Source organism: Rhodopseudomonas sp. (assembly GCF_036404135.1).
Lineage (GTDB): Bacteria > Pseudomonadota > Alphaproteobacteria > Rhizobiales > Xanthobacteraceae > Rhodopseudomonas_A.
Genome location: NZ_DASWPE010000182.1, coordinates 1 through 14,376 on the forward strand (window position 1 = coordinate 1; position 14,376 = coordinate 14,376).

Sequence of the window (14,376 nt, forward strand, 5' to 3'; positions counted from 1 at the left end):
CGGCGTGAAGGACATGTATGTCGGCGTGCCGGTGGTGATCGGCGACAAGGGCGTCGAGCGCATCGTCGAGATCGAGCTGGCCGGCAAGGATCGCGAGGCGTTCGACAAGTCGGTCGCCGCGGTGCAGGGTCTGGTCGAGGCCTGCAAGAAGATCGCGCCCGAGCTGCTCGGCCACTGAGGCTGGACTTCGGACGACGGCGGCGCCCGCGGCGGTTCTTCGGAACAGCGCGGCGCGCGCAAGGCCGGTCGGGCGAGGGGTGCGGACTAAAGCCGTATCCCTCCCCCCAACCTCTCGCGATAAGAGAGGGAATATCAGGCCGGCAGTGAGACGACTTAGGGTTCATTCGGCTGGACGAATTCTGGCGAGGGCAATCAATGAATATTCATGAATACCAGGCCAAAGCGGTGCTGCAGCCGTTCGGCGTATCGCTGTCGAAGGGTGTCGCGATTCTCAAGGCCGCCGACGCCGAGGTCGCAGCCAAGCAGCTCGGCGGCCCGATCTGGGTGGTGAAGAGCCAGATCCATGCCGGCGGTCGCGGCAAGGGCAAATTCAAGGAGGCCTCCGCCGGCGACAAGGGCGGGGTGCGGCTCGCCAAGTCGATCGACGAGGTCAAGCAATACGCCCAGGAAATGCTCGGCGCGACGCTGGTGACGATCCAGACCGGCCCCGCCGGCAAGCAGGTCAACCGGCTCTACATCGAAGACGGCTCCGACATCGACAAGGAATTCTACCTGTCGCTGTTGGTCGACCGCGTCACCTCGCGGGTGTCGTTCGTGGTCTCCACCGAAGGCGGCATGAACATCGAGGACGTCGCCCACGACAGCCCGGAAAAGATCATCGCGTTCTCGGTCGACCCGGCCACCGGCATCATGGCCCATCACGGCCGCACCGTCGCCAAGGCGCTCGGATTGACCGGCGATCTCGCCAGACAGGCCGAAGGGCTGGTCGCGCAGCTGTATGCCGCGTTCATTTCCAAGGACATGGAAATGCTCGAGATCAACCCCCTGGTGGTCACCAAGCAGGGCGAGCTGAAGTGCCTCGACGCCAAGATGTCGTTCGACGGCAACGCGCTGTATCGGCATCCCGATATTGCCTCGCTGCGCGACGAGACCGAGGAGGACGCCAAGGAAATCGAGGCGTCGAAATACGACCTCAACTACGTCACCCTCGACGGTACCATCGGCTGCATGGTCAACGGCGCCGGTCTCGCCATGGCCACCATGGATATCATCAAGCTGTACGGCATGACGCCGGCGAACTTCCTCGACGTCGGCGGTGGCGCCAACAAGGAGAAGGTCACCGCGGCGTTCAAGATCATCACCGCCGATCCCAATGTGAAGGGCATTCTGATCAACATCTTCGGCGGCATCATGAAATGCGACATCATCGCCGAGGGGGTGGTGGCCGCGGTCAAGGATGTCGGCCTCAAGGTCCCGCTGGTGGTGCGCCTGGAAGGTACCAATGTCGACGCCGGCAAGAAGATCATCTCGGAATCCGGCCTCAACGTGCTGTCGGCCGACGATCTCGACGACGCCGCGCAAAAGATCGTCAAGGCCGTCAAGGAGGCTGCATAAATGTCGGTTCTGATCGATAGCAACACCAAGGTGATCTGCCAGGGCTTCACCGGCAAGAACGGCACCTTCCATTCCGAAGCGGCGATTGCCTACGGCACCAAGATGGTCGGCGGCACCTCGCCCGGCAAAGGTGGCATCACCCATCTCGGGCTGCCGGTGTTCGACACCGTGCGCGAGGCGGTCGACAAGACCGGCGCCGACGCCTCGGTGATCTATGTGCCGCCGCCGGGCGCGGCCGATGCGATCTGCGAGGCGATCGACGCCGAGATCCCGCTGATCGTCTGCATCACCGAGGGCATCCCGGTGCTCGACATGGTGCGGGTGCGGCGCTCGCTGATCGGCTCGAAGTCGCGGCTGATCGGGCCGAACTGCCCGGGCGTGATGACCGCCGGCGAATGCAAGATCGGCATCATGCCGGCCAACATCTTCCAGCCGGGCTCGGTCGGCATCGTGTCGCGCTCCGGCACGCTGACCTATGAGGCGGTGTTCCAGACCACCCGCGAAGGGCTAGGCCAGACCACCGCGGTCGGGATCGGCGGCGACCCGGTGAAGGGCACCGAATTCATCGACGTGCTGGAGATGTTCCTGGCCGACGCGAATACCACCTCGATCATCATGATCGGCGAGATCGGCGGCTCGGCCGAGGAGGACGCCGCCCAGTTCCTGATCGACGAGGCCAAGCGCGGCCGCAAGAAGCCGATGGTGGGCTTCATCGCCGGCGTTACCGCGCCTCCCGGCCGCCGCATGGGTCATGCCGGCGCGATCATCTCCGGCGGCAAGGGCGACGCCGCCTCGAAATGCGCGGCGATGGAAGCCGCAGGAATTGCGGTGTCGCCGTCGCCAGCGCGGCTCGGCAAGACGCTTGCCGAAAAGTTGAAGTCGTAATTCAGTCCTAGCTTCTTTCGACGCTTACATTTCCCTTTTTTGGGGGTAAAGGTGCACTATGTTGCTGATCCGGGCCCCCGGGTCAGCGTTCGCACTTGCGGTGCGACGAGAAATATCAGGACGGAATCATGTCTCGCCAGGACGCGAATGCCGCTTTTGCCCTTTCGTCGTTTCTCGACGGCGCCAACGCCGGTTACATCGACGAGCTGTATGCCCGCTACCAGTCTGATCCGTCGTCGGTCGACGCCGAGTGGCAGGAATTCTTCAAGAGCCTGAAAGACCGCCCGGCAGACATCCAGAGCAACGCCGAAGGTCCGTCCTGGGCCAGGGCCGACTGGCCGCTCAGCCCGCGCGACGAGCTGACCTCGGCGCTCGACGGCAACTGGGTCGAGGTCGAAAAGGCGATCGGCAGCAAGCTGCAGGCCAAGCAACAGGGCAAGCCGCAGCCCAAGGCCGGCGCCGCGGCGCCGGTCGACGTCAACCAAGCCACCCGCGATTCTGTCCGCGCGCTGATGCTGATTCGCGCCTACCGGATGCGCGGGCATTTCCACGCCAAGCTCGACCCGCTCGGTCTGGAGCCGGCCAAGGATCACGAAGAGCTCGACATTCGCACCTACGGCTTCACCGAAGCCGACCTCGACCGCAAGATCTTCCTCGATCACGTGCTCGGGCTGGAATACGGCAGCCTGCGCGAGATCGTGGCGATCTGCGAGCGCACCTATTGCCAGACGCTCGGCGTGGAATTTCTGCACATCTCCAACGGCGCGCAGAAGGGCTGGATCCAGGAACGCATCGAAGGCCCGGACAAGGAAATCAGCTTCACCCGCGAAGGCCGCCGCGCCATCCTGATGAAGCTGATCGAGTCCGAAGGCTTCGAGAAGTTCTGCGACCTGAAATTCACCGGCACCAAGCGGTTCGGCCTCGACGGCGGCGAATCGCTGATCCCGGCTCTGGAGCAGATCATCAAGCGCGGCGGCAATCTCGGCGTCCGCGAGATCGTGCTCGGCATGCCGCATCGCGGCCGGCTCAACGTGCTGACCCAGGTGATGGGCAAGCCGCACCGCGCGCTGTTTCACGAATTCAAGGGCGGCTCCGCCAACCCCGACGAGGTCGAGGGCTCCGGCGACGTCAAGTACCACCTCGGCGCCTCGTCGGACCGCGAGTTCGACCACAACAAGGTGCATCTGTCGCTGACCGCCAACCCGTCGCATCTGGAGATCGTCGATCCGGTGGTGCTCGGCAAGGTCCGCGCCAAGCAGGACCAGCACGGCGACGAACCGGAAGAGCGCATCTCGGTGCTGCCGCTGTTGATGCATGGCGACGCGGCGTTCGCGGGGCAAGGCGTGGTCGCGGAATGTTTCGGCTTAAGCGACCTGAAGGGCTACCGCACCGGCGGGTCGATCCACTTCATCGTCAACAATCAGATCGGCTTCACCACCTATCCGCGCTATTCGCGCTCCTCGCCGTACCCCTCCGACGTCGCCAAGATGATCGACGCGCCGATCTTCCATGTGAACGGCGACGATCCGGAAGCGGTGGTGTTCGCCGCCAAGATCGCGGTCGAGTTCCGGCAGAAATTCCACAAGCCGGTGGTGATCGACATGTTCTGCTATCGCAGGCATGGCCACAATGAGGGCGACGAGCCGGCATTCACCCAGCCCGCGATGTACCGCAAGATCGCGGCGCATCCCTCGACGCTGGAGATCTATTCGAAGCGCCTCGTCGCCGACGGCGTGATCACCGAAGGCGAGATCGAAAAGGCCAAGGCCGACTGGCGCGCCCGGCTCGACGCCGAGCTCGAGGCCGGCACCGGCTATCGGCCGAACAAGGCCGACTGGCTCGACGGCAAATGGGCCGGCTTCAAGACCGCCGACCAGGAAGAGGATCCGCGCCGCGGCATCACCGGCGTCGACGTCGCGGTGCTCAAGGACATCGGCCGCAAGATCACCAAGGTGCCGGACGGCTTCCGGCTGCACCGCACCGTGCAGCGCTATCTGGAAAACCGCGCGCGGGCGATCGACACCGGAATCGGCATCGACTGGGCGACCGGCGAAGCCTTGGCGTTCTGCACGCTGTTGCAGGAAGGCCACCGGGTCCGGCTGTCCGGCCAGGACTCCGAACGCGGCACCTTCTCGCAGCGCCATTCGGTGCTGTTCGATCAGGAGGACGAAAACCGCTACACCCCGTTCAATCATCTCGGCCCCGAGCAGGGCCATTACGAGGTGATCAACTCGCTGCTGTCGGAAGAAGCGGTGCTCGGTTTCGAATACGGCTATTCGCTAACCGAGCCGAACGCGCTGACGGTCTGGGAAGCCCAGTTCGGCGATTTCGCCAACGGCGCCCAGGTGCTGTTCGACCAGTTCATCTCCTCGGGCGAACGCAAATGGCTGCGCATGTCGGGCCTGGTCTGCATGCTGCCGCACGGCTATGAGGGCCAGGGGCCGGAGCATTCCTCGGCGCGGCTGGAGCGCTTCCTGCAGATGTGCGCCGAGGACAACATGCAGGTGGTGCACGCCACCACGCCGGCGAATTTCTTCCACGTGCTGCGCCGCCAGTTGAAGCGCGAGATCAGGAAGCCCTTGATCCTGATGACGCCGAAATCGTTGCTGCGCCACAAGCGCGCGGTGTCCTCGCTCGACGAGCTAGGCGCCGATACCACCTTCCACCGCATCCTCTACGACAGCGCCGAGGTGCTGCCGGACGAGAAGATCAAACTGAAGCCGGACAACAAGATCCGCCGCGTCGTGCTGTGCTCCGGCAAGGTGTATTACGATCTTTACGAGGAGCGCGAGAAGCGCGGCATCGACGATGTCTATCTGATGCGGATCGAGCAGCTCTATCCGGTGCCGCTGAAGGCGCTGGTGCAGGAGCTTACCCGGTTCAAGGGCGCCGAATTCGTCTGGTGCCAGGAAGAGCCGCGCAACATGGGCGCCTGGCATTTCATCGAGCCCTATATCGAATGGGTGCTGAGCCAGATCGGCGCGTCGCATCGCCGGCCGCGCTATGCCGGCCGCGCCGCCTCGGCGGCGACCGCCACCGGGTTGATGTCGAAACATCTGGCGCAACTCAAGGCCCTGCTGGAAGAGGCGCTGCATTAGCAGCGCCTGGCGCCTGCATCTGAGCATCTGAATCCGAATATCGCGAGGACACAAGGCCGCTGGCCGGCTTCAGCCGGCCGCGAGCCGAAAGGGAAGCACCAATGACTGAAATTCGCGTTCCAACGCTCGGCGAATCGGTGACCGAGGCGACCATCGGCCGCTGGTTCAAGAAGGCCGGCGACGCCGTCGCGGTCGACGAGCCGTTGGTCGAACTGGAAACCGACAAGGTCACCATCGAGGTGCCGGCGCCGTCCGCCGGAACGCTCGGCGAGATCGTCGCCAAGGACGGCGAGACCGTCGCGGTCGGCGCGCTGCTCGGCCAGATCAGCGACGGCGCGGCGAAGCCCGTTGCTGCGGCCGCGGCCGCCAAGCCCGCAGCCGCAGCGCAACCGCCCGCCGCCGTGCCGGCCGCCGCCGCAACCGCAGCGCCCGCCGCCAAATCGCTGCCGGCCGATACCCCGCAGGCGCCCTCGGTGCGGCGACTTTCGGCCGAAAACGGCATCGACGCCGCCACCGTGCCGGGCTCCGGCAAGGATGGCCGCGTCACCAAGGGCGACATGCTGGCGGCGATCGAGAAGGCCGCCGCAGCACCAACCCCGGTCGATCAGCCGGCCGCAGCGGTGCAGGTTCGCGCGCCGTCGCCGGCCGACGACGCCGCGCGCGAGGAGCGCGTGAAGATGACGCGGCTGCGCCAGACCATCGCGCGCCGGCTCAAGGAAGTGCAGAACACCGCGGCGATGCTGACGACCTTCAACGAGGTCGACATGAGCCACATCATGGCGCTGCGCGCGCAATACAAGGACGTGTTCGAGAAGCGCCACGGCTCCAAGCTGGGCTTCATGGGCTTCTTCGTGCGCGCCTGCGTGCAGGCGCTGAAGGACATTCCGGCGGCCAATGCCGAGATCGACGGCACCGACCTGATCTACAAGAACTACTACCACGTCGGCGTCGCGGTCGGCACCGACAAGGGCCTGGTGGTGCCGGTGGTGCGCGACTGCGACCACAAATCGATCGCGCAGATCGAAAAGAGCATCGCCGATTTCGGCAGGCGGGCCCGCGACGGCCAGCTCAAGATCGACGAGATGCAGGGCGGCACCTTCACCATCACCAATGGCGGCATCTACGGCTCGTTGATGTCGACGCCGATCCTCAACGCGCCGCAGTCCGGCATCCTCGGCATGCACAAGATCCAGGAACGCCCGGTGGCGATCGGCGGCAAGGTCGAGATCCGGCCGATGATGTATCTGGCGCTGAGCTACGACCACCGGGTGATCGACGGCAAGGAAGCCGTGACCTTCCTGGTGCGGGTCAAGGAGAGCCTGGAAGACCCGGCGCGGCTGGTGCTGGATCTTTAAGGATTCGCAAGCGATGCCGACGATTGCTATGATCGCCGGCGTTCGCATCGTTATCTATCCGAAGGACCACCTGCCGCCGCATCTGCATGCCCGTTTCGCCGAGTTCGAGGCTCTGATCTCGATCTTGACCGGGGATGTGCTGGAAGGGTCGCTTCCAGCGGCGAAATTGCGGGAGGTACAGTCCTGGCTGGCGGCCAATCGCGAGCAGGTCGCCTATGTCTGGCAGGAAGTCCGCGCCCTGCGCTATAGCGGTGGGAGGATCGATCAGTGAACTACCGCATCGCTGATGTCGCTGTCGTGCGCTACCCTGTGCTGCGGGTCACATTCACCGATGGCCTTTCGGGCGAGTATGATCTGTCTGAGATGATCGCGAACGGCCCTGCTTTTGCACGGTTGCGCGACGAAGCCTTATTCGCCCGCGTCGCAGTCGATCCCCATGGCCAGACGTTCGGATGGAATCTCGACGACCCAGGCAACGAGATCGACTTCTGTCCGGATGCGACGCGGATCCACATCGAAGAGCAAAAAGTCGCCGAGCTCGCGGATCGCTATCGACTGAGTCGTACCGCTGCCGAGTGAGCGCCGTAAGGAATCCGATGCCACCGCTGCCGACGGAAATCGTGGTGCTCGGACTGAGCGTGGTGCTATTGCTGGTGCAACTGTTCCTCGCCTCCGTTCCGGTCACGCTGGAGCTCGGCGGCAGCTACCAGGCCGGGCCGCGCGACCAGCCACGCACCGTCAACAGCGTGTTCGCCGGCCGCGCCGCGCGCGCCTTCCGCAACCTGCTGGAGACCTATCCGGCGTTCGTGGCGCTGGCCTTGGCGCTCACCGTCACCGGCCGCAGCGGCGGCCTTGGCGCGCTCGCCGCCGAACTGTGGCTGGCGATGCGCCTGCTCTATGTTCCGGCCTATCTGATCCATCTTCCGTTCGCCCGCAGTCTGCTGTGGTTTGGGTCGCTCCTGGCGCTGCTGGCGATGCTGGCGCGGCTGTTTGGCGCCTAGCACTTGCCGTCCTCACCTGACGGATGCTCCGTCAGGCCTCAGCCCATCGGGAGCCCGCCGTGCCGGATCGCGTCGTCATCGTCACCGGAGGCAGCCGCGGCATCGGCCGCGCCACCGCGCTTGCTGCCGCTGCGCGCGGCTACCCGGTCTGCATCGGCTACGCCAGCAACCAGGCCGCGGCCGAGGAGGTGGTGGCGAACATCACAGCGCGCGACGGCCGGGCGATCGCAGTGCAATGCGACGTCGGCTTCGAAACCGACATCGTCAGCCTGTTCGAGGCGACCGACCGCTTCGGCAAGCTCGGCGCGCTGGTCAACAATGCCGGCATCGTCGGGCCGACCGCGCGGGTCGAGGAGATGTCGGCGGAGCGGATCCAGCGGATGCTGGCGGTCAACGTCACCGGCAGCATGCTGTGCGCGCGCGAGGCGGTGAAGCGGATGTCGACCCGCCATGGCGGCGAGGGCGGGGTGATCGTCAACCTGTCGTCGGTGGCGGCCAGGCTCGGCTCGCCCAACACCTATGTCGACTATGCCGCCTCCAAGGGCGCGATCGATTCCTTCACCATCGGGCTCGGCCACGAGGTCGCCGGCGAAGGCATCAGGGTGGCGGCGATCCGGCCCGGGCTGATCGATACCGAGATTCACGCCTCCGGCGGCGAGCCCGACCGCGCCCACCGGCTGGCCGGTCAGGTGCCGATGCAGCGGGTCGGCACCGCCGAGGAAATCGCCAATGCGGTGGTCTGGCTGATCTCCAAGGAGGCGTCCTACGTCACCTCGGCGTTTCTCGACGTGTCAGGCGGGCGGTAGGGTCGCGAGGCGGAGCAAGCCATGCCGGTGGTCGCCATCGTCGACGCAGTCAAGATCGAATTCTATCCTGACGAGCATCCGCCGCCGCATTTCCACGCCAGATACGCCGAATTCATCGCTCAGATCGAAATCCGGACCGGACGGGTGCTGCGCGGCTCGTTGCCTCCCGCGAAACTGCGCCGTGTGTTATTCTGGGCCGATAAGCACTATATCGGCCTCATGAATGCTTGGACCGCGGTCGAAGAATTGCGCAAGCCGGAGAGAATCGATGACTGAGATCATCGCAATGCAGAGCGCCGAACCTGTGATTTTCGGGGTTCTCAAGATCGTCTGGCGCGATGGCTTTGCCGGCGTCGTCGACCTGCGGCCGCTTTTGACCAAGGGCGAGATGTTCGCATTTCTCCGCACCGATCCCGCCCGCTTCGACGCCGTCAAGCTCGAAGAGCACGGACACAAGATCTTCTGGCTCGACGATCAGGGAGACGAGATCGACTTCGGGTCGGACTCCTTGCGGCAACGCGCCGAGCGACAGGCAGGTCTCCTTCATCTCGCAAGCTGAATAGAAAGCACTCCATGGCCTCTTACGATCTCGTTGTTATCGGCTCCGGTCCCGGCGGATATGTCTGCGCGATTCGCGCCGCCCAACTCGGCCTCAAGGTGGCCGTGGTCGAGAAGCGCGACACTTTCGGCGGCACCTGCCTCAACATCGGTTGCATGCCGTCTAAGGCGCTACTGTACGCCTCGGAGATGTTCGAAGAGGCCGGGCATTCCTTCGCCAAGATGGGGGTCGGCGTCTCCAAGCCGACGCTCGACCTGCCGGCGATGATGACCTTCAAGCAGCAGGGCATCGACGGCAACGTCAAGGGCGTCGAATTTCTTCTCAAGAAGAATAAGATCGAGGCGCTGCGCGGCTCCGGCAAAGTGCTCGGCACCGGCCGCGTCGAAGTGACGGCCGCCGACGGCAAGGCGCAGACCGTCGAGGCCAAATCCATCGTGATCGCCTCGGGCTCGACCTACACGCCGCTGAAGGGCGTCGCCGTCGACGAAAAGCGCATCGTGTCCTCGACCGGCGCGCTGTCGCTGGGCAAAGTACCGGGCAAGCTCTTGGTGATCGGCGCCGGCGTGATCGGGCTCGAACTCGGATCGGTGTGGCGCCGGCTCGGCGCCGAAGTCACCGTGGTCGAATTCCTCGATCGCATCCTGCCCGGGATGGACGGCGAGGTGGTCAAGCAATTCCAGCGCATCCTGGAAAAGCAGGGCTTTGCCTTCAAGCTCGGCAGCAAGGTGACCGCGGTGGATTCGTCGGGCGCGACGCTGCAGGCGACGATCGAGCCCGCCGCCGGCGGCAAGGCCGAAACGCTGGAAGCCGACGTGGTGCTGGTGGCGATCGGGCGGATTCCCTACACCAAGGGGCTCGGCCTGGAAGAAGCCAGCATCAAGCTCGACGAGCGCGGCCGGATCGCGATCGACGCGCATTTCTCGACCAGCGTCAAAGGCGTCTATGCGATCGGCGACGTCGTCGCGGGTCCGATGCTGGCGCACAAGGCCGAGGACGAAGGCGTCGCGGTCGCCGAACTCATCGCCGGCAAGGCCGGCCATGTGAACTACGAGGTGATCCCCGGCGTGGTCTACACCACGCCGGAAGTCTCCTCGGTCGGCAAGACCGAGGAAGAATTGAAGCAGGCCGGCGTGGCCTACAGCGTCGGCAAGTTTCCGTTCACCGCCAACGGCCGCTCCAAGGTCAACCAGACCACCGACGGCTTCGTCAAGATTCTCGCCGATGCCAAGACCGACCGCGTGCTGGGCGTGCATATCGTCGGCCGCGAGGCCGGCGAGATGATCCACGAGGCGGCAGTGCTGATGGAGTTCGGCGGCTCGGCGGAAGACCTGGCGCGCACCTGCCACGCCCATCCGACGCGCTCGGAGGCGGTCAAGGAAGCCGCGCTTGCGGTCGGCAAACGCGCCATCCATATGTGAACGAGTTCCGGCGCGGTCCGGAGCACGGACAAAGCGGATGATGCGCCGGATTTCGCAAACCCTGTGGTTTCTGCTCGCGGTCGGCTTCCTGATCGAGGCCTGGTGCTGGGATCACCTCGAGCCGATCGTGGCGCGGATCGTCGCGCTGATTCCGCTGCGCCAGCTCAAGGCGTGGCTGGCCGAGCGGATCAGCACGCTGTCGCCGGCGATGACGCTGCCGGTGTTCCTGGTGCCGGTGGCGCCCTTGTATCCGCTGAAGCTGTTCGCGCTGGCGCTGATCGCGCAGGGTCATCTGATGGCCGGGCTTGGCATTTTCCTGTTCCTGCAGGTGGTCGGTCTCGGCATGGTCGCCTTCATCTTCGACGTCACCAAGCCGAAGCTGTTGCAGCTGCGCTGGTTTGCCGCGGTGTATCGCTTCGTCGTCGAGCTGCGCGACAAGGCGCATGCGCTGGTGGCGCCGACCATCGCGGCGATCAAGGCCAGGATCGCGAGCACGCTCGGCGGCAACGGCCACGGCTGGGGTTCGCGCACACTGCGGATGATCGGGCGGTTGCGCCGCCGCGCGCACCACGCGCGGTAAAGCGGGGGTGGAATTGACGCAGCTGTCGCAAGTCTCCACCGAGATTCTCGACATTGCCGTCGAGCACAGCGGCCCGGAGGGCGGCATTCCGGCGCTGCTGCTGCACGGCTTTCCCTACGATCCGCGCTGCTATGACGAGGTGGTGCCGCGGCTCAACGCCGCCGGCGTGCGTACCCTGGTGCCCTATCTGCGCGGCTATGGCGGCACGCGCTTTCGCTCGCCGCAGACCTTGCGCTCCGGCGAACAGGCCGCACTCGGCCACGATCTGCTTGAATTACTCGACGCGCTGCGGATCGAGCGCGCGGTGGTCGCCGGCTATGACTGGGGCGGCCGCGCCGCCTGCGTGGTGTCGGCACTGTGGCCGGAGCGCGTCGTTGGATTGGTCAGCTGCGGCGGCTACAACATCCACGACGTGCCGAACGCGGGGCGGCCGGTCGATCCGGCGCAGGAAGCGCGGATGTGGTACGTCTACTACTTCCATCTCGAACGCGGCCGCCGCGCGTTGATCGAGCGTCGCCGTGACTTGACCCGCCAGCTCTGGACGATGTGGTCGCCGTCCTGGGCGTTCGACGACGAAACGCTGCAGCGCAGCGTCGCCTCGTTCGACAATCCGGATTTCGTCGAGGTGGTGATCCATTCCTACCGGCATCGCACCGGCCACGCCGCGGGCGATCCGCGCTATGCCGCAAGCGAAGCGCGGCTTGCGGCGCAGCCGGCCATCACCGTGCCGAGCATCATCCTGCACGGCGCCGAAGACGGCATCACCCCGCTCGTTTCATCGGAAAACTACGCGACGCATTTCACCGGCCGCTGCCAACGCCGGGTGCTCGCCAAGGTCGGCCACAATCCGCCGCAGGAAGCGCCGCGCGAGTTTGCGAAGGCGGTGCTGGAGATGTGTGAGAAAGCGGTCGGATAGTTAGCGCTCGTGGCGCATCGAAGTCGATCGACGGGCTGCACCTCTCCCCGCTTGCGGGGAGAGGTCGACCCCGCGTAGCGGGGTCGGGTGAGGGGGCCCCTCAGCGAGTCAGACTTCGCAGTGACGCCCCCTCACCCCACCCCTCTCCCCGCAAGCGGGGCGAGGGAGCAGGCCGCCGACGGCGCGGCTCAATGCCTCATGCTGAAGCGATCGACGCGTCACATCAAATGCACGGCGTGCGGGGCGAACAGCCCGATCGCGGTGAAGGCGAGCCCGGTCACCGCCAGCGCGCCGGACAGCCAGGCCAGGATGATCATCCCGGTGATGATGGTCGCCGAGGCCAGCACGATGCCGATCTGGAACGCTGCCGACGCCACCTCGTAGTGGTGATAGCGCGCCATCGCCAAGTCGCGCTCGTGCTCGGCGTGCTTGGCGCGTTCGGCGAGCTGTTCGCTTCCCTCGCCGGTCTCCGGCTCGGAGCGGTAGCGCTGCGCGGTCTTCTGCCATTCCTCGATCTGCTTCTGCAGCGCCGCCTTGGCGGCCTCGTCGGCGATCGGGCCGAGCCCGAGCTTGGCGTTTTCCGACACCGCCTGCACCACGGTGCGGCGAATGCTCTTGGCTTGGAAGAACGCCCAGAGATTCGAAGCCTCGACGTTCTTGGAAATCGATTCGGTCTGCGCGCCCTTGCCGAGCGTCTCCGACAGCGCCAGGAACAGCGCGATCACCGAAATCAGCAAGGCGATTTTCTTGTTCGAGCCCGACGCATGCTCGGCATGCTCGGCGTGCTCGATGCTCTCATGCGCGCTCATTGATTCGTCTCCATTGCAGCGGGCGTCGACGATTGACCAACCGTCCAAAGCGCGCAAGGGCGCAGATCGTTGTGACGAGGATGTGTCGGCGAGTCAGCTTTCGGATAGTCCATTCGTCATTCCGGGGCGCGAGGCCGTAGGTCGAGCGAACCCGGAATCTCGCCGCGGGTGAAGGCGTGCATGCACGTGGCAAGATTCCGGGTTCGCTCGCAGCTTCGCTGTTCGCGCCCCGGAATGACGATCCTTATTAAAGTTACGCCTTAAAGTTACGCCCTGGGATGCGCGGTCTTGTAGACCTCGAACAATCGCTCGGAATCGATCCCGGTATAGATCTGCGTGGTGGAGAGCGAGGCGTGGCCGAGCAATTCCTGGATCGCGCGTAATTCGCCGCCGCGGCTGAGCAGGTGAGTGGCAAAAGAATGCCGCAGCGCGTGCGGCGTGGCGCTGTCGGGCAGGCCCAACGCGCCGCGCAGCCGCTCCATGGTGAGCTGGATGATCCGCGGGCTGAGCGGGCCGCCGCGGGCGCCGACGAAGATCGGGCCCTGCGGTGGCAACGGATGCGGGCAGACCGCGACGTAATCCTGAATGAGACTAAGAACGTTTTGCAATACCGGCACCATCCGGGTCTTGTTGCCCTTGCCGGTGACGATCAGAGTGTCGCCCTTGCCCGGCAATGGCACGTCGCGGCGCTTCAGGCCGAGCGCTTCGGAGATCCGCAGCCCCGAGCCATACAACAGAGCCATCACCGCGGCGTCGCGGGCCCAGATCCACGGCTCGCGGTTTTCCCCGGCGCGCTCGGTGGCGTCGGCGAGCCGCTTGGCGCCGGCGATCTGCAGCGGCTTCGGCAGGCTCTTGCCGACCTTCGGTGCGCGAATCGCCGCCAGCGCGCCGACCTTGCCCTTGCCTTCGCGTTCCAGAAACCGGCCGAACGAGCGCAGCCCCGCCAGCGCCCGCATCAGCGAGCGGCCGCCGATCTCGTCGGCGCGGCGGCACGCCATGAAGGCGCGGATGTCGCCGGCCTCCAGCGCCGCGAATCGCTTGATCGAAACTTGGGCGTCCCAATGCTCGGCGAGGAACGCCAAGCATTGCCGCAGATCGCGGGCGTAGGCCTCGAGCGTCTTCGGCGACAGCCGCCGCTCGCTGCGCAGATAGCCGAGCCACCGCGTCGCCTCGGCGACCAGATCGACGGCGGCGCCGGGCAAGTCCAGCGGCGCAGGGGCGGAGACGGGAGTTTTGGCCATCGAGTGCTCGAAAGGCGCGGCGCGCCGTTGCGTGAGATTATCACATCCGCAAGGTTACCCGGAGGTGAAGCAGCGCCCGTCATGACCCGGCTTGCCGCTGGCCGCATCGCCGGCAACTCCTTAAGTTGGGGCG

The 14,376-nt window shown here is 65.6% G+C and carries 15 protein-coding genes and 1 pseudogene; 14 read left to right on the plus strand and 2 right to left on the minus strand.

The window, feature by feature from the left end; all coding sequences use genetic code 11:
- The 14 genes and pseudogenes from VGC77_RS20415 to VGC77_RS20480 form a co-directional block, all read left to right on the plus strand.
- Window positions 1-178 (plus strand): annotated as a pseudogene (locus VGC77_RS20415) (malate dehydrogenase); the annotation flags it as partial.
- A gap of 197 nt (window positions 179-375) precedes the next feature.
- Window positions 376-1,575: an ADP-forming succinate--CoA ligase subunit beta gene (gene sucC, locus VGC77_RS20420; protein WP_331173389.1), complete on the plus strand. Its 1,200-nt coding sequence runs from the start codon at window positions 376-378 to the stop codon at window positions 1,573-1,575.
- On the plus strand, window positions 1,576-2,460 hold the full coding sequence (sucD, locus tag VGC77_RS20425; RefSeq protein ID WP_331173390.1) for a succinate--CoA ligase subunit alpha: 885 nt from the start codon (window positions 1,576-1,578) through the stop codon (window positions 2,458-2,460).
- A 128-nt stretch (window positions 2,461-2,588) separates the two neighbouring features.
- Window positions 2,589-5,558, plus strand: a complete 2,970-nt coding sequence (locus VGC77_RS20430; protein ID WP_331173391.1) for a 2-oxoglutarate dehydrogenase E1 component — start codon at window positions 2,589-2,591, stop codon at window positions 5,556-5,558.
- Window positions 5,559-5,659: 101 nt separating this feature from the next.
- Window positions 5,660-6,913, plus strand: coding sequence for a 2-oxoglutarate dehydrogenase complex dihydrolipoyllysine-residue succinyltransferase (odhB, locus tag VGC77_RS20435; RefSeq protein ID WP_331173392.1), 1,254 nt, complete (start codon window positions 5,660-5,662; stop codon window positions 6,911-6,913).
- A 13-nt stretch (window positions 6,914-6,926) separates the two neighbouring features.
- Window positions 6,927-7,184 (plus strand): DUF4160 domain-containing protein, encoded by a 258-nt coding sequence (locus tag VGC77_RS20440; RefSeq protein WP_331173393.1) that lies wholly within the window; start codon window positions 6,927-6,929, stop codon window positions 7,182-7,184.
- A complete protein-coding gene (locus tag VGC77_RS20445; protein ID WP_331173394.1) occupies window positions 7,181-7,492 on the plus strand; it encodes a DUF2442 domain-containing protein in 312 nt (103 codons plus the stop codon). Before VGC77_RS20440 ends, VGC77_RS20445 begins: the two co-directional genes overlap by 4 nt.
- A 17-nt stretch (window positions 7,493-7,509) precedes the next feature.
- Entirely contained in the window at window positions 7,510-7,914 is a 405-nt protein-coding gene (locus VGC77_RS20450; protein WP_331173395.1) for an MAPEG family protein, read from the plus strand.
- Window positions 7,915-7,973: 59 nt separating this feature from the next.
- Window positions 7,974-8,720, plus strand: coding sequence for an SDR family oxidoreductase (locus VGC77_RS20455; RefSeq protein ID WP_331173396.1), 747 nt, complete (start codon window positions 7,974-7,976; stop codon window positions 8,718-8,720).
- Window positions 8,721-8,741: 21 nt separating this feature from the next.
- Entirely contained in the window at window positions 8,742-8,996 is a 255-nt protein-coding gene (locus VGC77_RS20460) for a DUF4160 domain-containing protein (RefSeq protein ID WP_331173397.1), read from the plus strand.
- Entirely contained in the window at window positions 8,989-9,279 is a 291-nt protein-coding gene (locus VGC77_RS20465; protein WP_331173398.1) for a hypothetical protein, read from the plus strand. The genes VGC77_RS20460 and VGC77_RS20465 overlap by 8 nt, the downstream gene beginning before the upstream one ends.
- A gap of 14 nt (window positions 9,280-9,293) precedes the next feature.
- Window positions 9,294-10,697, plus strand: a complete 1,404-nt coding sequence (gene lpdA / locus VGC77_RS20470; RefSeq protein ID WP_331173399.1) for a dihydrolipoyl dehydrogenase — start codon at window positions 9,294-9,296, stop codon at window positions 10,695-10,697.
- Between the two features lie 37 nt (window positions 10,698-10,734).
- Window positions 10,735-11,277, plus strand: a complete 543-nt coding sequence (locus VGC77_RS20475) for a hypothetical protein (protein WP_331173400.1) — start codon at window positions 10,735-10,737, stop codon at window positions 11,275-11,277.
- Between the two features lie 7 nt (window positions 11,278-11,284).
- Window positions 11,285-12,193: an alpha/beta hydrolase gene (locus tag VGC77_RS20480; protein ID WP_331173401.1), complete on the plus strand. Its 909-nt coding sequence runs from the start codon at window positions 11,285-11,287 to the stop codon at window positions 12,191-12,193.
- Between the two features lie 218 nt (window positions 12,194-12,411).
- On the opposite strand, the gene VGC77_RS20485 is transcribed toward VGC77_RS20480, so the two are convergent.
- Both VGC77_RS20485 and VGC77_RS20490 read right to left on the minus strand, forming a co-directional pair.
- Window positions 12,412-13,002, minus strand: coding sequence for a DUF4337 domain-containing protein (locus VGC77_RS20485; RefSeq protein WP_331173402.1), 591 nt, complete (start codon window positions 13,000-13,002; stop codon window positions 12,412-12,414).
- Between the two features lie 266 nt (window positions 13,003-13,268).
- The gene (locus tag VGC77_RS20490; protein WP_331173403.1) at window positions 13,269-14,243 is read right to left on the minus strand and encodes a tyrosine recombinase XerC; all 975 of its coding nucleotides are present in this window, start codon (window positions 14,241-14,243) and stop codon (window positions 13,269-13,271) included.
- Window positions 14,244-14,376: the final 133 nt, after the last annotated feature.